Annotated in this window: 19 protein-coding genes; 13 read left to right on the forward strand and 6 right to left on the reverse strand. The window is 62.9% G+C overall.

All coding sequences use genetic code 11. The features are described 5' to 3' along the window. Positions 1 to 7: 7 nt before the first annotated feature. From P8T11_RS28170 to P8T11_RS28185, 4 genes are all read left to right on the forward strand, one after another. Complete coding sequence (locus P8T11_RS28170) at positions 8 to 1,885, forward strand: ABC transporter permease (protein WP_268079043.1); 1,878 nt, start codon at positions 8 to 10, stop codon at positions 1,883 to 1,885. Continuing rightward, entirely contained in the window at positions 1,885 to 2,187 is a 303-nt protein-coding gene (locus P8T11_RS28175; protein WP_268079042.1) for a Dabb family protein, read from the forward strand. The genes P8T11_RS28170 and P8T11_RS28175 overlap by 1 nt, the downstream gene beginning before the upstream one ends. A gap of 151 nt (positions 2,188 to 2,338) precedes the next feature. Then, positions 2,339 to 3,034 (forward strand): fumarylacetoacetate hydrolase family protein, encoded by a 696-nt coding sequence (locus tag P8T11_RS28180; protein WP_268079041.1) that lies wholly within the window; start codon positions 2,339 to 2,341, stop codon positions 3,032 to 3,034. A gap of 39 nt (positions 3,035 to 3,073) precedes the next feature. Continuing rightward, positions 3,074 to 3,205 (forward strand): entericidin A/B family lipoprotein, encoded by a 132-nt coding sequence (locus P8T11_RS28185; protein ID WP_006218367.1) that lies wholly within the window; start codon positions 3,074 to 3,076, stop codon positions 3,203 to 3,205. 113 nt (positions 3,206 to 3,318) lie between these two features. On the opposite strand, the gene P8T11_RS28190 is transcribed toward P8T11_RS28185, so the two are convergent. Genes P8T11_RS28190 through P8T11_RS28200 form a run of 3 tightly spaced genes read right to left on the reverse strand, consistent with a single transcriptional unit; the run spans position 3,319 to position 5,998 of the window. Further along, entirely contained in the window at positions 3,319 to 5,019 is a 1,701-nt protein-coding gene (locus P8T11_RS28190; protein ID WP_268079040.1) for a PhoH family protein, read from the reverse strand. 56 nt (positions 5,020 to 5,075) lie between these two features. Continuing rightward, entirely contained in the window at positions 5,076 to 5,540 is a 465-nt protein-coding gene (locus P8T11_RS28195) for a peroxiredoxin (RefSeq protein ID WP_050445991.1), read from the reverse strand. Beyond that, complete coding sequence (locus P8T11_RS28200) at positions 5,537 to 5,998, reverse strand: Mth938-like domain-containing protein (protein WP_268079039.1); 462 nt, start codon at positions 5,996 to 5,998, stop codon at positions 5,537 to 5,539. Before P8T11_RS28200 ends, P8T11_RS28195 begins: the two co-directional genes overlap by 4 nt. Positions 5,999 to 6,326: 328 nt before the next feature. Between P8T11_RS28200 and alaC the strand changes: the two genes are divergently transcribed. The 4 genes from alaC to P8T11_RS28220 all read left to right on the forward strand — a co-directional run bounded on the left by alaC (position 6,327) and on the right by P8T11_RS28220 (position 10,677). Next, a complete protein-coding gene (gene alaC / locus P8T11_RS28205; RefSeq protein ID WP_050445988.1) occupies positions 6,327 to 7,514 on the forward strand; it encodes an alanine transaminase in 1,188 nt (395 codons plus the stop codon). A 47-nt stretch (positions 7,515 to 7,561) separates the two neighbouring features. Then, complete coding sequence (locus P8T11_RS28210; protein ID WP_268082486.1) at positions 7,562 to 8,866, forward strand: homoserine dehydrogenase; 1,305 nt, start codon at positions 7,562 to 7,564, stop codon at positions 8,864 to 8,866. After that, on the forward strand, positions 8,863 to 10,272 hold the full coding sequence (gene thrC, locus P8T11_RS28215) for a threonine synthase (RefSeq protein WP_268079038.1): 1,410 nt from the start codon (positions 8,863 to 8,865) through the stop codon (positions 10,270 to 10,272). Before P8T11_RS28210 ends, thrC begins: the two co-directional genes overlap by 4 nt. 183 nt (positions 10,273 to 10,455) lie before the next feature. Then, positions 10,456 to 10,677, forward strand: a complete 222-nt coding sequence (locus P8T11_RS28220) for a YgdI/YgdR family lipoprotein (protein ID WP_050445986.1) — start codon at positions 10,456 to 10,458, stop codon at positions 10,675 to 10,677. Between the two features lie 73 nt (positions 10,678 to 10,750). On the opposite strand, the gene P8T11_RS28225 is transcribed toward P8T11_RS28220, so the two are convergent. Both P8T11_RS28225 and pepN read right to left on the reverse strand, forming a co-directional pair. Continuing rightward, positions 10,751 to 11,770: a class 1 fructose-bisphosphatase gene (locus P8T11_RS28225; RefSeq protein WP_268079037.1), complete on the reverse strand. Its 1,020-nt coding sequence runs from the start codon at positions 11,768 to 11,770 to the stop codon at positions 10,751 to 10,753. A 10-nt stretch (positions 11,771 to 11,780) separates the two neighbouring features. Next, positions 11,781 to 14,486 carry an aminopeptidase N gene (pepN, locus tag P8T11_RS28230; protein WP_268079036.1) on the reverse strand — a complete coding sequence of 902 codons (2,706 nt, stop codon included), beginning with the start codon at positions 14,484 to 14,486 and terminating at the stop codon, positions 11,781 to 11,783. A 150-nt stretch (positions 14,487 to 14,636) separates the two neighbouring features. On the opposite strand from pepN, the gene P8T11_RS28235 reads away from it, so the two are divergent. Next, positions 14,637 to 15,284, forward strand: a complete 648-nt coding sequence (locus tag P8T11_RS28235; RefSeq protein WP_268079035.1) for a DUF4136 domain-containing protein — start codon at positions 14,637 to 14,639, stop codon at positions 15,282 to 15,284. 87 nt (positions 15,285 to 15,371) lie between these two features. Here P8T11_RS28235 and P8T11_RS28240 read toward each other — a convergent pair whose 3' ends face one another. Further along, positions 15,372 to 15,755, reverse strand: a complete 384-nt coding sequence (locus tag P8T11_RS28240) for an H-NS histone family protein (RefSeq protein ID WP_268079034.1) — start codon at positions 15,753 to 15,755, stop codon at positions 15,372 to 15,374. Positions 15,756 to 16,569: 814 nt separating this feature from the next. Here P8T11_RS28240 and tldD point away from each other — a divergent pair. The 4 genes from tldD to P8T11_RS28260 all read left to right on the forward strand — a co-directional run bounded on the left by tldD (position 16,570) and on the right by P8T11_RS28260 (position 22,595). Next, on the forward strand, positions 16,570 to 18,030 hold the full coding sequence (tldD, locus tag P8T11_RS28245; protein ID WP_050445979.1) for a metalloprotease TldD: 1,461 nt from the start codon (positions 16,570 to 16,572) through the stop codon (positions 18,028 to 18,030). Positions 18,031 to 18,308: 278 nt separating this feature from the next. Next, entirely contained in the window at positions 18,309 to 19,382 is a 1,074-nt protein-coding gene (gene aroG / locus P8T11_RS28250) for a 3-deoxy-7-phosphoheptulonate synthase AroG (RefSeq protein ID WP_268079033.1), read from the forward strand. 138 nt (positions 19,383 to 19,520) lie between these two features. Further along, positions 19,521 to 20,930, forward strand: coding sequence for an FAD-binding oxidoreductase (locus P8T11_RS28255; protein ID WP_268079032.1), 1,410 nt, complete (start codon positions 19,521 to 19,523; stop codon positions 20,928 to 20,930). Positions 20,931 to 21,095: 165 nt separating this feature from the next. Next, positions 21,096 to 22,595 carry an FAD-linked oxidase C-terminal domain-containing protein gene (locus P8T11_RS28260; RefSeq protein ID WP_230693586.1) on the forward strand — a complete coding sequence of 500 codons (1,500 nt, stop codon included), beginning with the start codon at positions 21,096 to 21,098 and terminating at the stop codon, positions 22,593 to 22,595. The last annotated feature ends 1 nt before the right edge of the window (position 22,596 follow it).

Raw genomic sequence — 22,596 nt, forward strand, 5'->3', positions numbered from 1 at the left:
AATCCCTGTGTTCGAAATTTTCGGTGTGCCGTCCTCGGCGCTGTTCGGCCAGCTTCTGCTTGGCCTGATGAACGGTTCTTTCTACGCCTTGCTCTCGATCGGGCTGGCAGTAATTTTCGGCCTGTTGAACATTATCAACTTCGCCCATGGCGCGCAGTACACGGCCGGCGCGTTCCTGGCCTGGATGCTGCTGAATTACCTGGGCGTGAACTACTGGGCCGCGCTGGTGCTGGTGCCGCTGATCATGGCGGTGTTCGCCGTCGTGGTCGAACGCCTGCTGATTTCCCGCACCTATCGCATGGACCACTTGTATGGGCTGCTGCTGACCTTTGGTATTGCCCTGCTGATTGAAGGGGGGCTGCGCCAGGCCTATGGCGTGTCGGGCTTACCCTACACCATTCCCAAGGCGCTGACGGGGGGCGTGAACCTGGGTTTCATGTTCCTGCCGTGGTATCGCGGTTGGGCGGTAGTGGTGTCGTTGGTGCTGTGCCTGGCGGTATGGGTGCTGATCGAGAAAACGCGCGTGGGCGCCATGCTGCGCGCCGCCACCGAGAACCCCACCATCGTGCGTTCGTTTGGCATCAACGTGCCCTTGCTGATCACGCTGACCTACGCGCTAGGCGTGGCGTTGGCGTCGGTGGCGGGCGTGATTGCGGCGCCCATCTACCAGGTGAGCCCGATGATGGGGTCGAACCTGGTCGTGGTGGTGTTCGCGGTGGTGGTGATTGGCGGCATGGGGTCCATCATGGGTGCCATCGTCAGCGGCTTCGGGCTGGGCATCATCGAAGGCCTGACCAAGGTGTTCTACCCCGAGGCCGCCAACCTGGCGATCTTCATCATCATGGTGCTGGTGCTGCTGTGCAAGCCGGCCGGGCTGTTCGGCAAGCCCTTGCAGGTGCAAAACGTGCTGGCGGCCGAAGCCACGCGCCAACCCGTGCAATTGAGCCGGCGCGCCATGCGCGTGGCGATGGCAGTGCTGGCCGTGGTGGCGTTGGCCGCGCCCTGGTTCGTGTACCCCACGTTTCTGATGAAGGTGTTGTGCTTTGCGCTGTTCGCCGCGGCGTTCAACCTGCTGGTGGGCTACGTGGGCCTGCTGTCGTTCGGCCATGCGGCATTCTTTGGCGCGGCCGCGTATGCAACCGGCATCGTCATGAAGTTGCTGGGCACCACGCCGGAACTCGGGCTCCTGGCGGGCGTGGTGACGGGCGGGCTGCTGGGGCTGGTGTTCGGCGCCATCGCCATCCGCCGCCAGGGCATCTACTTCGCGATGATCACCCTGGCGCTGTCGCAACTGGTTTACTTCATTGCGGTGCAAGCAGGCTTCACGGGCGGCGAGGACGGCTTGCAAAGCGTGCCGCGGGGCAAGCTGTTCGGCATTTTCGATCTGCAAAACGTGATGCCGATGTACTACTTCACGCTGGCGGTATTTGCCCTGGGCTATGCCTTCGTGTTGCGCGTGTTGAATTCCCCCTTCGGTGAGGTGATCCGGTCGGTGCGCGACAACGAGCAGCGGGCGCGGTCCCTGGGCTATTCCACGTCGCGCTACAAATTGCTGGCGTTCACGCTGTCGGCCTCGGTGGCGGGCTTGGCGGGTGGGCTGAAGGTGCTGGTGTTCGGCGTGGCGTCGCTGACGGACGTGCACTGGCACGCCAATGGTGAAGTGGTGCTGATGGCGCTTCTGGGCGGCATCGGCACGGTGTTCGGTCCGCTGGTCGGCGCGCTGACGTTTGTATCCCTGCAGAATTACCTGGCGCCGCTGGGGTCGTGGGTGCTGATCGTGCAGGGGGCAATCTTTGTTCTATGCGTGCTGCTGTTTCGAGACGGCATCATGGGCCTGGTGTCGCGCGCCTGGTTGGCCGCGACGGGCGCTAAAAAGGAGTCCTGATGTTCCTGCATGTGGTGATGTTGCAACTGTCGCCCGCCGCCGACGGCGATTTTCATGCCCGCGTTCAAGGCTATTGCGAGCGGATCCTGGCCGAATGCGAGGGGGTGTCGGGTTATGCGTTCCGGCCCAATCAGGCCAGCCGCGCCGATGGCCTGACGCATGCCGTGGTGGCGGCCTTTGCGGACAGCGCGGCGCATGACCGCTATCAGGTGTCGCCCGCGCATCAGGAAATGAAAACCTACATGGCCGATTTCATCGACCGCCTGGTGGTTTTCGACGGCGAAATCCCTACGTTTTCCTGAACGAAACGCAGGCGCGCCGGGCGGCCCGGAAAGGGATAAACTCGCGAATGATTTTTATCGCCGGGCGGGCAGCCCGGCTGAGAACCCCCGGTCGCCGGGGGTAAGATATTGGCCGGTTTACAGTCACGTACTTGTCATAGGTTGATCGCTCATGGACTACGTATTACCTCCCCAACCGCCCGTGGCGGTCCCCGTTGCCGGCAGCGCCGCGCTGTTCCCGGTGCGCCGCGTCTATTGCGTGGGCCGCAACTACGCCGAACACGCCAAGGAAATGGGTTTCACCGGCCGTGAAGACCCGTTCTTCTTCTGCAAGCCCGCCGACGCCGTGCGCTCGGTGGCTGATGGCGAGACGGGCAAGATGACGTACCCGCCCAAGACCTCGAACCTGCACTACGAAATGGAATTGGTTGTGGTGCTGGGCAAGGGCGGCCGCGACATCCCGGTCGACGAAGCCAACGATTGCGTGTGGGGTTACGCGCTGGGTCTGGACATGACCCGCCGTGACCTGCAAGGCGAAATGAAGAAGCAGGGCCGCCCCTGGGAAATCGGCAAGGCCTTCGATGAGTCCGCCCCGATCGGCCCGATCCACCCGCGCAGCGTCGTGGGCACGCTGGACAAGGGCGCGATCTGGCTGGACGTGAATGGCCAGCGCAAACAGTCCAGCGACATCTCGCAGATGTTGTGGAATATTCCGGAAAGCATTTCCTACCTGTCGGGCCTGTTCGAGCTGCAACCGGGCGACATCATCTTCACCGGCACGCCCGAAGGCGTGGGCGCCGTGTTGCAAGGCGATGTGATCACCGGTGGCGTGGAAGGGCTGGGCGAACTGCGCGTGCAGATCGTCTGACCCCTTTGCTTCGATAATTTTTGTTCAGGAGTTGACAGCATGCGGGGCAAGATCGTGCTGACCGCCTTCGTCGTATTCGGATTCGTGCTCGCCGGTTGCAATACCGTGGCGGGCATGGGCCGCGATATGTCCCGGGCCGGCAATGCCATCACCAACGCGGCCGACAAGTAAGAACGTCGGCTTGGGTGTTCAGGCAGGAAAAAGCCCCTTGAAATTTCTTTCAAGGGGCTTTTTTCGTGCGACGGGCGCAGTGCCATGACGGCACAGGCCTTATAGAACATGCCTTACAGCACATCCCCCGCATAGTCGGCCAGGCGCGAACGTTCGCCGCGCTGCAAGGTGACGTGGCCGGAATGCGGCCAGCCCTTGAAGCGGTCAACGACGAACGTCAGGCCCGAGCTGCCTTCGGTCAGGTAAGGCGTATCGATCTGGGCGACGTTGCCCAGGCAGATCACCTTGGTGCCGGGGCCCGCGCGGGTTACCAGCGTCTTCATCTGCTTGGGCGTCAGGTTCTGCGCTTCGTCGATGATCAGGTACTTGTTCAGGAACGTGCGGCCGCGCATGAAGTTCAGCGACTTGACCTTGATGCGCGAACGGATCAGGTCCATGGTGGCGGCGCGCCCCCAGTCCCCGTTGCCTTCGCCTTCGCCCATATTGAGCACATCCAGGTTGTCTTCCAGCGCGCCCATCCAGGGCAGCATCTTTTCTTCTTCCGTGCCGGGCAGGAAACCGATGTCTTCACCAACCGGCACCGTGACGCGCGTCATGATGATTTCGGTGTAGCGCTTGGTCTCAAGCACCTGGGTAATGCCCGCCGCCAGTGCCAGCAGCGTCTTGCCCGTACCCGCCTGGCCCAGCAGCGAGACGAAGTCGCACTCCGGGTTCATCAGCAGGTTCATGGCGAAGTTCTGCTCGCGGTTGCGCGCCGTGATGCCCCAGACGTTGTTCTTGCCGTGGGTGTAGTCGCGCAGGGTGGCCAGCACCGCCATCTTGCCGCTGACTTCGCGCACCTGCGCGTAGAGCGGCATCTGGCCTTCGAAGTAAACGAACTGGTTGACGACGAACTGCGAGCACAGCGGGCCATGGATGCGGTAGAAGGTGGTGCCGCCTTGCTGCCACGATTCCACGTCCTTGCCGTGCTTGTTCCAGAAGTCTTCGGGCAACTGCATCACGCCCGAATACATCAGGTCCGAGTCTTCCAGGACGTGGTCGTTGAAGTAGTCTTCCGCGGCCATGCCCAGCGCACGCGCCTTCAGGCGCATGTTGATGTCCTTGGACACCAGCACCACTTCGCGCTGCGGGAATTTTTCCTGCAGGGCGCGAACCACGCCCAGGATCTGGTTGTCGGCCTTGCCCATGGGCAGGTCGGACGGCAGCGTGCTGTGGATGGCGGTCGTCTGGAACATCAGGCGGCCGGTGGCGTCCTTGTTGCCCAGCTTGGCCAGTTCCAGCCCTTCGTCCAGTTGCGTGGCGTCCTGCACCAGCGCGTCCAGCGAGCGGCTGACCTGGCGCGCATTGCGCGCCACTTCCGACATGCCTTTCTTTTGGTGGTCCAGCTCTTCCAGCGTCATCATCGGCAGGAAGATGTCGTGCTCTTCAAAGCGGAACAGCGAGCTGGGGTCGTGCAGCAGCACATTGGTGTCCAGGACGAACAGCTTGCGCGGTTCGTTCTGGGCGCGCGGCTTGGCGCGTTTGGTCGGGCTGGTTGCGGCCTTGGCCGGACGCGCCGGTGTGCTGGCGGCGGGTGCGGGGGCGGGCGGAGGCACTTGGCGAGCAGGCGCGGGAATCTGCGCCTTGCGGGCCGGCGCCGTCATGCCGTCGAGTTCAGGCTGCATGAGCAGCTCGTCGTCGTCATCGGCAAGTACGGCTTGGGCGTTGGACTGCGCAGCGGCAGTCTTGGTGGTGCGGGCCTGCGCCCGGGCGGTTTCGCCCGAGGGGAAGGTCAGGATGGCTGCGGGACGGGTGGGCAACTTCGGAAGCGGCATATGCGTCACTCTCCAGGGTGGGCCAGCTATAGCGCCTGACGGCTGTTCCGGTACGGCTAACCGATGCTTTTTGCGGCCTGCAGGACTTCCTTGGCGTGGCCCGGGACCTTCACCCCGCGCCACTCCTGCACCAGCACGCCATAGGCGTCGATCAAAAAGGTGCTGCGCTCAATGCCTCGCACCTGCTTGCCGTACATATTCTTCTGCTTGATGACGCCGAACAGATTGCACACGGTTTCGTCGGCGTCGGAGATGAGGGGGAAAGGAAGTTCGTACTTGGTCTTGAAGTTCTCATGCGACTTCAGCGAGTCGCGCGAGATACCAATGACCACGGCGCTGGCCGCCAGGAATTCGGCGTGCAGGTCGCGGAAGTCCTGGCTTTCGGTGGTGCAGCCAGGCGTGTTGTCCTTGGGGTAGAAATACAGGATCACGGCGCGGCCCTGGCATTGTTCCAGGCTGATCGGGCCAATGGTGCTTTCCGCGGTGAACGGCGGGGCGGGCTTGCCGATGCTGGGCGTCATTTCTGTGATTCTCCGTTGGGAGGGATAAGGGCGACGACCACGCGCCGGCCCTCGGCCATCAGGATGTTGTAGGTGCGAGAGGCGGCGTGCGTGTCCATGATCTCGACGCCGATTCCCATGGCCAACAGGGGACGCAACACTTCGGGACGCAGGAACTGTTGCCGGGCGCCCGTGCCCACCAGCAGCACTTCGGGCGCATTGGCCGGGCGGCTGGGGCTGGCTTCCGGTTCATCCAGGAAGGCCATCGGGTCGCGGACGGGCTCGGTCAAGCCGGCCGCCTGATGCAACAGGGAAGAGGTGATGTCGGCCGGCGATTCAGCGGGCCATTCGGCAACTTCGCCTTCGGGGCCAAATGCGACCGACGAAGAAAAACGGACTTGGTTGACCTCGATGTAACCCTCACCGTAGGCGGTGACGGTGTTCAGCGCGGCCGTTGCAGGATCGGTATGCAGCTTCAATAAAAACTCCGGCTTGATGGGCTTGATGATAGCGCATCAGACTCGCCATGGGTTGCCATGTGGGGCGCTTCGTTGCTCGGCGGCATAAGCGGATTCCCTGCCTTGCAACAACGTGGTTTTTGGCGCTTGTGGGCAGTTGAAAAAAAGCCTGTCTTTTCAATGGGGAAACGGACCCGTTTTCGCCCCATTTGCCGCAGGGCCGTCGTTGCGCTAGATTACAGGGTTTTGCTGCGCTGCAATCGTGTGCTGGCGCGGCTTCGAGCCCTTTTCCCCTTCGCGCGACCGCGCCCTGGTTTTTTCGCCCTTTCCGCCCCTAAGGATTCCCATCATGAGGAAGTTCTCTCGCATCGAGCGTTTGCCCCCGTACGTTTTCAACATTACTGGCGAGCTCAAGATGGCGGCGCGTCGGCGGGGCGAGGACATCATCGACATGTCCATGGGTAATCCGGATGGTGCAACGCCCAAGCACATCGTCGACAAGATGGTTGAGGCCACCTCGCGCCCGACCACGCACGGCTATTCGGTGTCCAAGGGCATTCCGCGTCTGCGCAAGGCTATCTGCGACTGGTATCAGCGCCGCTACGCGGTGGAATTCGACCCGGATTCCGAAGCCATCGTCACGATCGGTTCCAAAGAAGGACTGGCGCACCTGATGCTGGCCACGCTGGATCGCGGCGACACGGTGCTGGTGCCCAACCCCAGCTACCCGATTCACATCTATGGCGCGGTGATTGCCGGCGCCAACATCCGCTCGGTGCGCATGACGCCCGGCGTCGATTTCTTCGAAGAGCTGGAACGCGCGGTGCGCGAGTCCATCCCGAAGCCCAAGATGATGGTGCTGGGCTTTCCCAGCAACCCGACCGCGCAGTGCGTGGATCTGTCGTTCTTTGAACGCGTTGTGGCGCTGGCCAAGGAACACGACATCCTGGTGGTGCATGACCTGGCCTACGCCGACATCACCTTCGACGGCTACGTGGCGCCGTCCATCATGCAGGTGCCCGGCGCGCGCGATGTGGCCGTCGAGTTCTTCACGATGAGCAAGAGCTACAACATGGCGGGCTGGCGCATCGGCTACATGGTCGGCAACCGCGAGCTGGTCAACGCGCTGGCGCGCATCAAGAGCTATCACGACTACGGTACGTTCACGCCGATCCAGGTGGCGTCCATCGCTGCCTTGGACGGCCCGCAGGACTGCGTGAACGAGATCGTGGCCCAGTACCAAAGCCGCCGCGACGTGCTTGCGCGCGGTCTGCACGAAGCAGGTTGGAATGTGGAAATTCCGAAGGCGTCCATGTATATCTGGGCGCAGATCCCCGAGCCCTACAAGGCGATGGGTTCTTTGGAATTTGCCAAGCGTGTCCTGTCGGATGCGAAAGTGGCCGTGTCCCCCGGGATCGGCTTCGGCGAGTATGGCGACGACTACGTACGCTTCGCTCTTATCGAAAACGAGCAGCGCACCCGGCAAGCGGTGCGCGGCATCAAAGATATGTTCCGCAAGGACGGATTGCTGAAATGAATACCCCTGAACGCTCACCCGTCGCGCAAGGCCCCGAGGGCGGCGCGATGCGTCCCATGAAGGTGGGCCTGCTTGGTCTTGGCGTGGTTGGCGGCGGCACATGGAGCGTGCTGTCGCGCAACGCGGAAGAAATCGCGCGCCGCGCCGGCCGCCGCATCGAAGTCACGCGCGCCGCCGTGCGCGACGTGGCCAAGGCGCGCGCCCGAGTGGGCGACTCGATCCTGGTTGATACCGATGTGCACGCGCTGGTGCGCGACCCGGAAATCGACATCGTCGTTGAATTGATCGGCGGCGACACGCTGGCGCTGGAATTGGTGATGGAAGCCATCGCCAACGGCAAGCATGTCGTCACCGCCAACAAGGCGCTGCTGGCCAAGCACGGCAACGAGATCTTCGCCGCCGCCTACGAGCGCGGCGTCATGGTCACGTTCGAAGCCGCGGTGGCCGGTGGCATCCCCATCATCAAGGCGATCCGCGAAGGCCTGACCGCCAACCGCATCCAGTGGGTGGCGGGCATCATCAACGGCACCACCAACTTCATCCTGTCCGAAATGCGCTCGCGCGGGCTGCCGTTCGCCGACGTACTGGCCGAAGCCCAGCGCCTGGGCTACGCCGAAGCCGATCCCACGTTTGACGTGGAAGGCGTGGACGCTGCGCACAAGCTGACGCTGTTGGCGTCCCTGGCCTTCGGCGTGCCGGTGCAGTTTGACCGCGCCTACATCGAAGGCATTTCGCAACTGGCCGCCGAAGACATCGAGCACGCCGAACGCCTGGGCTACCGCATCAAGCTGCTGGGCGTGACCAAGCGCCGCCCCGACGGCATCGAGCTGCGCGTGCATCCGGCCCTGGTGCCGTCCGAGCGTTTGCTGGCCAATGTGGAAGGCGCGATGAACGCCGTGCTGGTCAAGGGCGACGCGGTTGGCCCCACGCTGTACTACGGCCAGGGCGCGGGCGAAGAGCCCACCGCATCCGCCGTGGTGGCCGACCTGGTCGACGTGACGCGCCTGCACACCGCCGACCCGGGCAACCGCGTGCCGCACCTGGCCTTCCAGCCGGACGCCATGTCGGACACCCCGATCCTGCCGATCGAACTCGTCAGCACCTCGTACTACCTGCGCCTGCGCGTGGACGACCAGCCGGGCGTGCTGGCGGACATTGCCCGCATTCTGGCCGACCGGTCCATTTCGATTGGTTCGATGATCCAGCAGCCCTCGCACATCGGTGGCGCCGACATCATCTTCCTGACGCACGAAGCGGTGGAAGGCAACGTCAATCAGGCCATCGAGCACATCGAATCGATGCCATTCGTGCGGTCCAAGGTCACCCGCTTGCGCGTGGAGAACCTCACATGAAATACGTCTCGACCCGTGGCGGCATGGCCGCCCAGCCGTTCTCCGACATCCTGCTGGAAGGCCTGGCGCCCGATGGCGGGCTGGCCGTGCCGGAGCAACTGCCGCAAGTGTCCGAGCAAACGCTGGAATCCTGGCGCGGCCTGTCGTACGCGGATCTGGCGTTCGAAGTGCTGTCGCTGTTTGCCACCGACATTCCCGCCGACGACCTGCGCCGCCTGACCCGCGCGGCCTACACGCAAGAGATCTTCAACAGCGAAGACATCGTTCCGCTGCGTCCGCTGGACGGCGGGTTGACGCTGCTGGGCCTGTCGGAAGGCCCGACGTTGGCGTTCAAGGACATGGCCATGCAGTTCCTGGGTCAGGTCTTCGAATACGTGCTGGCCAAGCGCGGCACCACGCTGAACATTGTGGGCGCCACGTCCGGCGATACCGGATCGGCCGCCGAATACGCCTTGCGCGGCAAGCAGGGCGTAGCGGTGTTCATGCTGTCGCCCCATGGCCGCATGAGCACCTTCCAGCGCGCGCAGATGTATTCGCTGCAAGACGAAAACATCCACAACATCGCGGTGCGTGGCGTGTTCGATGAAGCCCAGGACATCGTCAAGGCCTTGGCCAGCGACCTGGAATTCAAGACCAAGTACCGCCTGGGCGCGGTCAACTCGATCAACTGGGCGCGCATTGCCGCCCAGGTGGTGTATTACTTCCACGGCTGGTTGCGCGCCACCGACAAGCCGGGCCAACAGGTGTCGTTTGCCGTGCCGTCGGGCAACTTCGGCAACATCCTGTCGGGCCATATCGCGCGCAGCATGGGCCTGCCGGTACGCCGCCTGGTGCTGGCCACGAACGAGAACAACGTGCTGGAGGAATTCTTCCGCACGGGCGTCTATCGTCCGCGTCCGGCCGAGCAGACCTACGCTACGTCCAGCCCGTCCATGGACATCTCGCGCGCATCGAATTTCGAACGTTTCGTCTTTGATCTGGTGGGCCGCGATGCCGCCCGGGTAAAGGCCTTGTGGGCGACGCTGGCGCAGGACGGCTCGTTCGACTTGTCCGACCTGAAGCCGCAATTCGAATCGCACTACGGATTCGTGTCGGGCCAAAGCTCGCACGAAGCCCGCTTGGCGACCATACGCGCGCTGTACGACGAGACCGGTGTGCTGGTCGATCCGCACACGGCGGACGGCGTTAAGGTCGCGCGCGACTTCGTCGAGCCGGGTGTGCCGATGCTGGTGCTGGAAACCGCCTTGCCGGCGAAGTTCTCCGAGACCATCGAAGAAGCCCTGGGCCGTCCGGCAACGCCGCCGGGCAACCTGGCCAATCTGGAATCGCTGCCGCAGCGCGTGGAGATCATGGACTGCACGCTGGCTGATGTGCGCCGCTTCATCGAGGCGAACGCGAAGGTCTGAACCTGTAACCGCTTGCGGTTTATGTAAGTGCAAAAACCCCCTGCAGGGATATCTGCAAGGGGTTTTTTATAATGTGGGACGAGGGTATTACGTTCTTTCGCAATTTGGCCACAACCCGACACCTTATTGGGGCCAGGTTCCCGATACAGTGAATTCACCTATTCACACTTGGAGAACACGCCCATGAACCTGAAGACCATGACGTTGGCCCTGGTGGTGACCGGAGTTGGGGTACTGGCCGGATGCTCGTCGCCCTCGGTCATTCAGCAACGGGACGGGAGCTCGACCGTGACGTCCGATGCGCCGTCTTACGATGAAGATGCCGGCATGTATGAGTACGACAAGGACGGCAAGAAGGTCAAAGTGAACAAGGACGACGTGAAGTCCATCGAAGAGGTCAAGTGACCGCCGTTGCGCCAGAGCCGCAATGAAAAAAGCCCCTTGAGCAATCAAGGGGCTTTTGCTTTTCAGCGTGGCATTACTTCGCCGCTTCTTCCGCGTGGTAGCGGCCCACGCGCTCGACTTCGTTCTTCGAGCCCAGGATCACGCTGACGCGCTGGTGGAGCTTGTCGGGCTGGATGTCCATGATGCGCTGGACGCCGTTGATCGACGCGCCACCGGCCTGTTCAACCAGGAAGCTCATCGGGTTGGCTTCATACATCAGGCGCAGCTTGCCGGCCTTGCCGGGTTCGCGGGCGTCCCAGGGGTACATGAAGATGCCGCCGCGGGTCAGGATGCGATGCACGTCCGCCACCATCGAGGCGATCCAGCGCATGTTGTAGTCCTTGCCCAGGGGGCCTGTGGTGCCGGCCAGGCAATCGTCGATGTAGCGCTTCACGGGCGGAGCCCAGTGGCGCATGTTCGACATGTTGATGGCAAATTCCTTGGTGTCTTCGGGCACGCGGATGTTGTCATGCGTCAGCACCCAGGAACCCATCTCGCGGTCCAGCGTGAAGCCCACCACGCCGTTGCCGATGGTCAGCACCAACATGGTCTGCGGGCCGTACACGGCATAGCCGGCCACGACCTGCTTGTTGCCCGGTTGCAGGAAGTCGTCTTCGCAGACCGGGGCGCCGGACACGTTGTGCGGTGCCTGCAGCACCGAGAAGATGGTGCCGATGGAGACGTTCACGTCGATGTTGGACGAGCCGTCCAGGGGATCGAACAACAGCAGGTATTCGCCCTTGGGGTAGCGGTTCGGAATCAAATGGATGGTTTCCATTTCTTCCGACGCCATGGCCGCCAGGTGGCCGCCCCATTCGTTGGCTTCCAGCAGGATTTCGTTGGACAGCACGTCCAGCTTCTTCTGCACTTCGCCTTGGACGTTTTCGCTTTCCAGGCTGCCCAGGACGCCGCCCAAGGCGCCCTTGCTGACCGCATGGCTGATGGCCTTGCAGGCCCGCGCGACCACTTCGATCAGCAGTCGCACTTCCGGCGCCAGGGCTTGGGCGGAGCGTTGCTGCTCCACCAGGTATTGAGTCAGTGTTTTACGTTTCAAGAGGGTCTCCCTATGCTGCGAATTCTAAAGCCTTGGATACGATTTCCTGCACGTTGCGCGACAGCCCCTCGTGGGCGCGCACCTGTTGCAGGGCGGCCTGCATGGGGGCGCGCAGGGCGGGCACAAAACGCGCCCAGTTGTCCAGCGCGCGCGCCAGCCGGGCCGCGATTTCGGGGTTGAGTGCGTCCAGCGCCAAGACCTGCTCGGCCCAGAACGCATAGCCCGAGCCGTCCGGGTGGTGCATGCCGCGCGCGTTGTTCAGGCAGAACTGGAAAATAAGCGCGCGGGCGCGGTTGGGATTGCGCAGCGTGAAGGCGGGGTGCGTCATGAGCTCGCGCGCGGTATGCACCGTTGTCGAGCGCGCGGCGGCCTGCAAGGCGAACCATTTGTCGACCACCAGCGGGTTGTCGCGCCACTTGTCGTAGAACGCGGCCAGCGCTTCCTGCGGGAAGTCGCCCTGGCCGTAGTTGATCAGGGCGGACAGCGCGGCCATGCTGTCGGTCATGTTGCCGGCGCGTTCGTACTGCTGCTCGGCCAGGCGCTGGGCGTCGTGCTCGCCGGCGGCCAGCAGATGGCTCAGCGCCAGGTTCTTCAGCGCGCGCATGCCGGCGGGCACGGGTGCGGGGCTGTATTCGCCCGGCGTCTGGTTCTGTTCGAAAGCCAGGCGGAACTCAGCGGCCAGTTGGCGGCCCAGTTCGGCCCGCAGGAAGTCGCGGGCCACGGCCAGCGCGGGCGGGTCCACGGCGTGCATGCGCTCGGCCAGCGTCTTCTCTGACGGCAGCGCCAACGCGCGGGCGCGGTAGGCGGCGTCGATGGCCGGGTCGGTCAGCAGTGCGCGCCAGGCGTTGATGAAGGCGGCGTCGGCATGCAGGGTGCGGCCAGCCTGGCGGGCTTCGGCCAAGGCAAGAATCTGGCGCGTAGCCAGTTCCTGACCGGCTTCCCAACGGGCGAAGGGGTTGGTGTCGTGCGCCGACAGCAGCGCCAGTTCTTCGTCGGTCCAGTCGTAGTCGACGATGACGGGGGCCGAGAAATCGCGCAGCAACGACGGCACGGGGCGCTCGTCGATGTCTTCGAACACCCATTGCTGGCTGGACGTGGTCAGCTCCAGCAGCGCGGTTTCCTGGACGGCGCCGTCATGGCGCAGGGGCAGGGAGCGGCCATCCTGGTTCAGCAGGCCGATCGCGAACGGGATGTGATACGGCGCCTTGACGTAATCGGCGCCGGCTTTTCTCTCGACGCCCACCGGCAGGCATTCCTGGGTCAAGGTGACCGTGCAGCGGCGCGTGGCGGCGTCATGTTCAAGCTTGACGGCCACTCGCGGCGTGCCGGCCTGGCGATACCAGCGGCGGAAGACGGACAGGTCGCGGCCGGGGTGTTGGCGGACGTAGACCGATTCCATGGCGTCAACGAAGTCGTCGCAGGTGACGGCCTGCCCGTCGTGGCGGCGGAAGTACTCGTCCATGCCCGCGCGGAAACCTTCCTCGCCCAGCAGCGTGTGCTGCATGCGGATGACTTCGGCGCCTTTTTCATACACGGTTGCCGTGTAGAAGTTGCCGATTTCCTGGTAGCTCTCGGGGCGGATGGGGTGGGCCATGGGGCCGGCGTCTTCGGGGAACTGGGCGGCGCGCAGCGCCACCACGTCGTCGATGCGCTTGACCGCGCGCGCGCTGGCCGCCGCGGCGGCATCCATGTCGTGCGCCATCATGTCGGCGCTGAATTCCTGGTCGCGGAAAACCGTGAGGCCTTCCTTCAGGCTCAACTGGAACCAGTCGCGGCAGGTGACGCGGTTGCCGGTCCAGTTGTGGAAGTATTCGTGGCCGATCACGGATTCGATGCCTTCGTAATTGGCATCCGTGGCGCTGTCGGCATCGGCCAGCACGTAGGCGGCGTTGAAGATGTTCAAGCCCTTGTTTTCCATCGCGCCCATGTTGAAGTCATGGACGGCGACGATCATGAAGCGGTCCAGATCCAGTTCCAGGCCGAAGCGGGTTTCATCCCAGCGCAACGCGCGGACCAACGAATCCAGCGCCCATTCAGTCTTGGTTTCGGAACCTGGGTCGCTATAGACCTGAAGCAGCACGTCGCGGCCGCTGGCCGTCTTGACGGTGGTTTCGCGGTGGGTCAGGTTGCCGGCCACCAACGCGAACAGGTAGCAGGGCTTGGGGAATGGGTCTTCCCATTCCACCTCATTGCGGCCGTCGGGCAGTTGGCGCGAGGCCATGAGGTTGCCGTTGGACAGCAACACCGGGTATTGCGGCTGGGCGCGCAGCGTGACGCGATATCGCGACATTACGTCCGGGCGGTCGGCAAACCAGGTGATGCGGCGAAAACCCTCGGCTTCGCATTGCGTGAAGAAATTGCCGCCGGATACGTAAAGGCCCATCAGTGTGGAATTGGCGGACGGCTTGCAGCGGCTGATGATCTCGACGGTGGCATCGGCCGGCAGCCCGTAAATGGCCAGGTTCTGCTCGGACAGGTGATAGCTGTCGGCCGTGAGCGCGGCCCCATTGACGCCTACCGACACGAGTTCCAGGTCTTCTCCATCCAGGATCAAGGCCGCGTCGGCGCTGGCGCCGGGCTTGCGTTGCACGTGCATCGTGCAGCGCACCTCGGTGGCGTCAGGCGCCAGATCGAAGGCCAAAGCGACTTCGGGAATGTCGTAGGGGTAGGGCTGGTAATCCTTGCGATAAACGGTAATGGGCGTGTCGGTGCGCATGGAGTTGCAGTCCTGGTTGAACGAGGGGTCTATTGTAGTAGGTGGGCGCGATGCGTCGTCTGGGGCTTGCGGGCTACGGCAAACTTTTTACGGTGGCCCCAGTCAAAGCTCAGTATGATGGCGCCGTCGTGCGCAACAGGAGTCGCAAAAATGTTCCAAATGTCATCGTTCAGTGCGGGTCGTTGGGCTGGATTATTGGCTTTGGCGGGGGCGCTGACATTGACGGGTTGCGCCGCACCTTCCGTATCGGCGCGCGTCACATCATTCCAGCAATGGCCCACCGGTGTCGAAGGGCAGACATATCAGTTTGTGCCCGCGGATCCGAACCAGCTCAATAATCTGGAATACCAGTCTTATCAGGACATGGTGCGCGCCGGCATCGGTGCAACTGGCTTGGTCGAAGCGCAGCCGGGTGCCAAAGGGCGGTTTGATGTGTCATTCACTTATGGCACCAGCCAGACGCAGGTGATGGTGCGCCGGGCCTACGATCCCTACTTCTACGGCGGGTATGGCTATGGCGGCTATGGCGGTTTTTATGGACCGCGCCCCTGGGGGCCAGGCTTCGGCTATTGGGGGCCGGACTGGGTGGATGTACCCATGGCGGTGCAACGCAACACACTCAGCTTGAAGATCCGCGATACCCAGCGCGGGGGCGCGGAGGTATATCGGTCCACCGCCTTCATACTGAGCCAGGGTGATGATTTCGTGCGCACAATGCCGTATCTGGTGCGCGCGATATTCGACAATTTCCCCGGAAATAATGGGGCCGAGCGTGAAATCGAGTTCCCGCTGAGGTAGGCGCGGGCGCGATCCTGAGCTAAGTTTCAAAAATAAATCGGCGCACCATTTTGGTGCGCCGATTTATTTCTTACTGCAGAATAGGTTTTATTCTTTGATAAGAAAACTCTCGCGGGTGGCGCCGGAAGCTTCTTCAGCGGCGAGCCAGCGCGGTGCTTTGCCGCGACCGCTCCAGGTTTCGCCAGTTTGCGGATGACGGTACTTGGGTGCAACGGCGCGTTTGGGGGCGGTAGCGGGGCGGGCAGCCGCGCCAGCCTTGCGTCGCGCGCCAGGAGCCACGCGAGCGGGCTTGCCGGAGCCGTAAGCCGCAATGATTTCTTCCGGGGTAATGTCGTATTCGCGCATGGACGTGATGATGGAGCTGATCACGGGCTTGCGGCGCTTCGTTTGAAGGACTTCCGCCTTCTTTTGAAGCTTGTTGATTTCCTTCTCGATCTTTGCTTGCAGTGCTGCGTATGTTTCTCGGGCCATGGTTTATTCCTGATTATGGAACTGCTTTAATCGCCGGCGAAGTTATGTTTATTTGTTGTGCTTCGCATAATACAGAAGTTACGGCTTGACTTCTCTATTTTCGTGCTAATTACTTTGTATCAAAAGAGCCGCAAAGCCCGCGAGTATGCGGCTGGACGGGTGGCGCAAGATCTGGGAAGGATATTCCCAAATTTGGGACGATTTGAAACAAACGTCGCGTTGGTTCGCTGGGCGGACGAAACCGCCTAACAACGCCGCTTGCAGGCCCGTGTTGTTTCAACTGGCGAGCGAATACAGGTGTATGTCAGTTCATGTCCGAAGCATTTTCGCGTGGCCCGACTTCCATTTAACGGGGCGCGCTCAGGGTCTGTTTCGCTAAGCCATCATGCGTGATCCGAGGTTCCAAACCAGGCCCGGCAAAGGCGCACTATGCATTTTGGCATTGCTGATTTCGCGGATTGATATGGGAGCAAAACCGAACGCCTTTGGCCGCACGTGTATTTTCGGTGGTGCTTGTATGACGACCTATGACTATCCGCTTACCTTGTAGGCCAAGGGCGCCGCACGGGAACAAAACCGGATTCGGAGCCGGCAAAGTTGTTATGGCACCGAACAATATTTAGTTGTAATTGCTTAACTTGATACTCACTCTTGCGTCCCCATCTTATTGGGATGCCAATAATGTCCGCCCGTGCCGCTACCTGATCTGGACCTGGGTGGGACGCCGGACCCCGGTCGGCGGTACGATACGGTCTTGCGCATCAATGCAAAGCGCGCGGGCTCATGCCGCGCCGATGCCCCCTGAATAGAGCCTATGAAAATCACTGATCCCGCTATTGCTTCCCTTGCCACCGCCAAATCGCTACTGCTGGACCCTTGGGGCCTGACCGAAGCGGACATGGCTCGCGCGCTGGGTGAGATCTTCACCCACAAGGTCGACTACGCCGATCTGTACTTCCAGTACACGCGCAGCGAGGGGTGGAGCCTGGAAGAGGGCATCGTCAAGACCGGCAGCTTTTCGATCAGCCAGGGCGTAGGCGTGCGCGCCGTCAGCGGCGAGAAAACCGCCTTTGCCTATTCCGATTCGCTGTCCGCCGACGCGCTGCTGTCCTCGGCGCATGCCGTGCGCGGCATTGCGCGTCGTGGGGCGGGCAAGGTCAAGGTGGCGGCGCAGGTCGAGGCCGAAATGGGTCGCAGCCTGTACGCCGACATCGACCCCGTGGCCACCTTGAGCGCGCCGGAAAAGGTGGCGCTGCTGGAACGGATCGAGCGCATGGCGCGCGCGCAAGACCCGCACGTGATCCAGGTGATGGCGGGCTTGGGCGCTGAATACGACGTGGTGCTGGTGGCGGGCAGCGATGGCCGCCTGGCCGCGGATGTGCGCCCGCTGGTGCGCCTGTCGCTGACCGTGATCGCCGAGCGCAATGGTCGCCGCGAAATGGGTCACGCCGGGGGCGGCGGACGCCTGGGGCTGGCGTACTTCACCGACGAAATGCTGCAAGGCTATGTGGAACGCGCCGTGCACGAAGCCATGGTGAACCTGGAAGCGCGCCCCGCGCCCGCTGGCGAGATGACGGTGGTGCTGGGCTCGGGCTGGCCGGGCATCCTGCTGCACGAGGCCGTGGGCCACGGGCTGGAGGGCGACTTCAACCGCAAGGGTTCCAGCGTGTTCTCCGGTCGCATTGGTGAACGTGTCGCCTCCAAGGGCGTGACTGTCGTGGACGACGGCACCTTGCCGGACCGCCGTGGCTCGCTCAACATCGACGACGAAGGCAACGCTACCCAGCGCAACGTGCTGATCGAAGACGGCATCCTGCGCGGCTACATGCAAGACACGCTGAACGCCCGCCTGATGAAAACGGCCGCGACTGGCAACGGTCGCCGTGAGTCCTTCGCGCATCTGCCGATGCCGCGCATGACCAATACGTACATGCTGGCTGGCGACAAGCCCGCCGAAGAAATCGTCTCGTCCGTCAAGCGCGGCCTGTATGCGGTCAATTTCGGCGGTGGCCAGGTTGACATCACCAGCGGCAAGTTCGTGTTCTCGGCGTCCGAGGCTTACATGATCGAAGACGGCAAGGTGACCTACCCGGTCAAGGGCGCCACGCTGATCGGCAACGGCCCTGACGCCATGACCCGCGTCACCATGATCGGCAACGACCTGCAACTGGATTCGGGCGTGGGCACCTGCGGCAAGGACGGCCAAAGCGTGCCGGTGGGCGTAGGCATGCCGACCGTGCGCATGGAAGGCCTGACCGTGGGCGGCACCGCCTGATTGCAAAACGGGGCTGCCACATTCGATTAAAAACGATGTGACGGCCCCAAAAAACTGTGCTAGAGTCGTTTCCCATGAAATTCGCGTCCCCCGCCTTTTACTTTTATTTTTATAAGTTTCTGAAGCCGCTGGCGGAGGAAGGGACGCGCTCAATCTGAAGTTTGGAAAGAATCCCCCCCAAAAAAGCCGCCAGCGAACTGGCGGCTTTTTTTGTGCCGCCGGGATCGGAATAGACCGATCGGATTGGACCCGTTGGCGGGCAACCCAGGAGCAGTACCGTGTCACACAATACCGACGACCTTCGCATCCGAGAAATCAAGGAACTGAATCCGCCCGCGCACGTGATGCGCGAGTTCGCGTGCACCAAGGAGGCGTCCGATACCGTGTTCGCCGCCCGCCAGAGCATGCACCGCATCCTGCATGGCATGGATGACCGCATGATCGTCGTGATTGGCCCGTGCTCGATCCACGACACGCGTGCCGCCATTGAATATGCGAAGCGTTTGAAGCCGGTTCGTGACCGCCTGAGCGCCGACCTTGAAATCGTGATGCGCGTGTATTTCGAAAAGCCGCGCACCACGGTGGGCTGGAAGGGGTTGATCAACGATCCGGACCTGGACGGCAGCTTCGATATCAACAAGGGTGTGCGCGTAGCCCGCGAACTGCTGCTGGACATCAACAGCCTGGGGTTGCCGGCGGGCTGCGAGTTTCTGGACATGATTACGCCGCAGTACATCGCGGATCTGGTCTCCTGGGGGGCGATCGGGGCGCGCACGACGGAAAGCCAGGTGCACCGCGAACTGGCGTCCGGCTTGTCGTGTCCGGTGGGGTTCAAGAACGGTACGGACGGCAATGTGAAGATCGCTGTTGACGCGATCAAGGCCGCGTCGCAGCCGCACCACTTCCTGTCGGTGACCAAGGGCGGGCATTCCGCCATTGTGTCGACGGCGGGCAACGAAGACTGTCACGTCATCCTGCGCGGCGGCAAGACGCCGAACTACGACGCGGCCAGCGTGGACGCAGCGTGCCACGACGTGTCCAAGGCCGGCCTGGCGCAACGCATCATGGTCGACGCCAGCCACGCCAACAGCAGCAAAGACCCCGAAAACCAGCCCCGCGTCATCGACGACGTGGCGCGCCAGATGGAAGCGGGCGATGCTCGCCTGGTCGGCGTCATGGTGGAAAGCCACCTGTTGGGCGGCCGCCAGGACATGGTGCCCGGCAAGCCCCTGGTCTACGGCCAGAGCATTACCGACGGCTGCATCGATTGGGATGCCTCGGTTGCCGTGCTGGAACGCCTGGCACACGCCGTGCGTGAGCGCCGCCGCGTTGCGCTGACGTCGGGCAAGTAAGCGGGACACGCCGCAAGCCGTCTTCCTGGGGCGGTTTGCGGTGCAGCATGCGCAGCGGCGTAGAATATTTGGGTTGACGAACCCCGCAGATCCCGCGAACCCCGCAAACTCCTGCGACTCCCCGAGAACACGCTGATCATGAACGCTCCCTTGCACGCTGAAACGTTGCGCCGTCCGGTGCCCGCCGCCTGTCTGGATGCCTTGCGCGCGCGCTTTGGCGACCGCCTGTCCGAGTCCGCCGCCGTCCGTGAACATCACGGCCGCGACGAATCGCCGTATCCCGCCATGCTGCCTGATGCCGTGGTCTTCGCGCACAGCACCGAAGACGTGGCCGCGGTTGCCAAGCTGTGCAACGAGCACCGCGTCCCCTTGATCCCTTATGGTGCCGGCTCGTCGCTGGAAGGCCATATCCTGGCGATCCAGGGCGGTATCAGCCTGGATCTGTCCCAGATGAACAAGGTGTTGGCCATCAACGCCGAAGACCTGACCGCCACGGTGCAGGCAGGCGTGCTGCGCAAGCAGCTCAATGAAGAAATCCGTAGCACCGGTTTGTTTTTCCCGATTGATCCGGGCGCCGATGCCAGCTTGGGCGGCATGGCGGCCACCCGCGCGTCGGGCACGAACGCCGTGCGCTACGGCACCATGCGCGAAAACGTCATGTCGCTGACCGTGGTGACGGCCGACGGACGCATCGTCCGCACGGCGGGCCGGGCGCGCAAGTCGTCCGCCGGATACGACCTGACCCGCATCTTCGTGGGTAGCGAAGGCACGCTGGGCATCATCACCGAAGTCACGGTTCGCCTGTATCCGCAGCCAGAAGCCGTATCGGCCGCGGTCTGCAACTTCCCGACGTTGGACGACGCCGTGCAAAGCGTCATCGAGATCATCCAGATGGGCGTGCCGGTGGCGCGCGTGGAGTTCATGGACGCGGCCAGCGTGCGGTCGGTAAACCAGTACAGCAAGCTGAGCCTGCGCGAGACGCCGCTGCTGGTGTTCGAATTCCATGGCAGCCCGGCTGGCGTGCAAGAGCAAGCCGAAACCGTGCAAGCCATTACCGCCGAACATGGCGGCATGGACTTTGAATGGGCCGAACGCCCCGAAGACCGCAGCCGCCTTTGGACGGCGCGCCACAATGCTTACTTTGCCGGCCTGCAATTGCGGCCCGGCTGCCGCGCCAGCACCACCGACGTCTGCGTGCCGATCTCGCGCCTGGCCGACTGCGTGCGCGATACCGTCGAAGAGCTGGATCGTGCCAGCTTCCCGTACACCATCGTGGGCCACGTCGGTGACGGCAATTTCCATGTACTGATGTTGTTGGACGCCGACAATCCGAAGGAATGGGAAGAGTCGGAAACGATCAACCACAACCTCGTGCGCCGCGCGATTGCCGCTGACGGCACCTGCACCGGCGAACACGGCGTGGGCTTGCACAAGATGCAGTTCATGGCCGAAGAACATGGCGACGATGCGCTTGAACTGATGCGCAGCCTGAAGCATGCGTTTGACCCGAACAACATCTTGAACCCGGGCAAGATCGTGTCCTGGTAAAAGCCACGGCGCAGCGCCATCAAGCCGACGCATTTGCCGTCGGCTTTTTTTGCGTCTGATGCGCGCGCTATTACTGCTGGTTACGTATCGTGCGCAGCGGTAATCCCATGGATGCGGGTAAATCCCGGCCTGTTTTCATAGAGCGCTCGCGCTATTGTTGCGCTCATGAATTCACTGGTCGAAACCGGCCTGGCACAAGTGCAGGCGCCTTATTCTTTGCAGCAGCTCATTGAGGCGTTGTCGGCCGCGTTGCCCGCGCACTGCGTATTGTTCCGCGAAGAAGATACCCGTCCCTACGAGTGCGACGGCCTGTCGCTGTATCGCGCGCTGCCGGCTGTTGTTGCCTTGCCCGAAACCGAAGAACACGTGCAAGCCGTCATGCGGATCTGCAAGCGGCTGAACGCGCCCGTGGTGGCGCGTGGCGCGGGCACGGGTTTGTCGGGCGGTGCCATGCCGCACAGCCAGGGCGTGTTGCTGGGGCTGTCCAAATTCAACCGCATCAAGCATATCGATTTGGCCAGCGCCACGGCGGTCGTGCAGCCCGGCGTGCGCAACCTGGCCATTTCCGAAGCGGCGGCGCCCTACGGCTTGTATTACGCGCCGGACCCGTCCAGCCAGATCGCCTGTTCCATCGGCGGCAACGTGGCTGAAAACTCCGGCGGCGTGCACTGCCTGAAGTACGGCCTGACCGTGCACAACGTGCTGCGCGTGCGGGTCGTGACGATTGACGGCGACATCGTTGAACTGGGTTCCGAAGCGCCCGATGCGCCGGGCCTGGATCTGCTGTCCGTCTTCATCGGTTCCGAAGGCATGTTGGGCGTGGTCACCGAAGTGACCGTGAAGCTGATTCCCAAGCCCGCTTGCGCGCAGGTCGTCATGGCCAGTTTTTCCAGCGTCGAGGCGGCGGGCAATGCCGTCACGCAGGTGATTGCGGCGGGCATGATTCCCGCCGGTCTGGAAATGATGGACCGCCGCGCCACGCACATGGTGGAACCCTTCGTGCGCGCGGGCTACGACATGGACGCGCAAGCCATCCTGTTGTGCGAATCTGATGGCACGCCCGACGAAGTGGCCCACGAGATTGCGCGAATGGAAGCGGTATTCCGCGATGCGGGCGCCACACGCTGCCAAGTGTCCACGTCGGAAGCCGAGCGCCTGAAGTTCTGGGCGGGCCGCAAGAATGCGTTTCCGGCGGCAGGGCGCGTGTCGCCCGATTACTACTGCATGGATGGCACGATTCCGCGTCGCCATCTGGCGCGCGTGCTGGGCGCCATCGAGCAGATGGAGGACGAGTTCAGCCTGCGCTGCGCCAACGTCTTCCATGCGGGCGATGGCAATCTGCACCCGCTGATTCTGTTTGATTCGAACAAGCCGGACGAGGTGGAGCGTGCCGAGAAATTCGGCGCGGCCATTCTTGAGCTGTGCGTGCAGGTAGGAGGCACCGTGACCGGAGAGCACGGTGTGGGTATGGAGAAAATAAATCAAATGTGCGTGCAATTCTCTCGCGAAGAACTCGACGCGTTCCTGGCGGTCAAGCGGGCATTCGACCCGCCGTGCCTGCTGAATCCCGAAAAAGTCATTCCCACGCTGGCCCGCTGCGCCGAATACGGCAAGATGCACGTCCATGCGGGTGAGTTGCGGTTCCCCGATCTCGCTCGTTTCTAGG

The organism is Achromobacter spanius (genome assembly GCF_029637605.1).
Taxonomy (GTDB): domain Bacteria; phylum Pseudomonadota; class Gammaproteobacteria; order Burkholderiales; family Burkholderiaceae_B; genus Achromobacter; species Achromobacter spanius_E.

Excerpts from the sequence above, each read along its gene's own strand:
- P8T11_RS28175 (WP_268079042.1), top strand. The coding sequence starts at position 1,885 with ATGTTCCTGCATGTGGTGATGTTGCAACTGTCGCCCGCCGCCGACGGC.
- P8T11_RS28180 (WP_268079041.1), top strand. The coding sequence starts at position 2,339 with ATGGACTACGTATTACCTCCCCAACCGCCCGTGGCGGTCCCCGTTGCC.
- P8T11_RS28185 (WP_006218367.1), top strand. The coding sequence starts at position 3,074 with ATGCGGGGCAAGATCGTGCTGACCGCCTTCGTCGTATTCGGATTCGTG.
- P8T11_RS28190 (WP_268079040.1), bottom strand. The coding sequence starts at position 5,019 with ATGCCGCTTCCGAAGTTGCCCACCCGTCCCGCAGCCATCCTGACCTTC.
- P8T11_RS28195 (WP_050445991.1), bottom strand. The coding sequence starts at position 5,540 with ATGACGCCCAGCATCGGCAAGCCCGCCCCGCCGTTCACCGCGGAAAGC.
- alaC (WP_050445988.1), top strand. The coding sequence starts at position 6,327 with ATGAGGAAGTTCTCTCGCATCGAGCGTTTGCCCCCGTACGTTTTCAAC.
- P8T11_RS28210 (WP_268082486.1), top strand. The coding sequence starts at position 7,562 with ATGCGTCCCATGAAGGTGGGCCTGCTTGGTCTTGGCGTGGTTGGCGGC.
- thrC (WP_268079038.1), top strand. The coding sequence starts at position 8,863 with ATGAAATACGTCTCGACCCGTGGCGGCATGGCCGCCCAGCCGTTCTCC.
- P8T11_RS28220 (WP_050445986.1), top strand. The coding sequence starts at position 10,456 with ATGAACCTGAAGACCATGACGTTGGCCCTGGTGGTGACCGGAGTTGGG.
- pepN (WP_268079036.1), bottom strand. The coding sequence starts at position 14,486 with ATGCGCACCGACACGCCCATTACCGTTTATCGCAAGGATTACCAGCCC.
- P8T11_RS28235 (WP_268079035.1), top strand. The coding sequence starts at position 14,637 with ATGTTCCAAATGTCATCGTTCAGTGCGGGTCGTTGGGCTGGATTATTG.
- P8T11_RS28240 (WP_268079034.1), bottom strand. The coding sequence starts at position 15,755 with ATGGCCCGAGAAACATACGCAGCACTGCAAGCAAAGATCGAGAAGGAA.
- tldD (WP_050445979.1), top strand. The coding sequence starts at position 16,570 with ATGAAAATCACTGATCCCGCTATTGCTTCCCTTGCCACCGCCAAATCG.
- P8T11_RS28255 (WP_268079032.1), top strand. The coding sequence starts at position 19,521 with ATGAACGCTCCCTTGCACGCTGAAACGTTGCGCCGTCCGGTGCCCGCC.
- P8T11_RS28260 (WP_230693586.1), top strand. The coding sequence starts at position 21,096 with ATGAATTCACTGGTCGAAACCGGCCTGGCACAAGTGCAGGCGCCTTAT.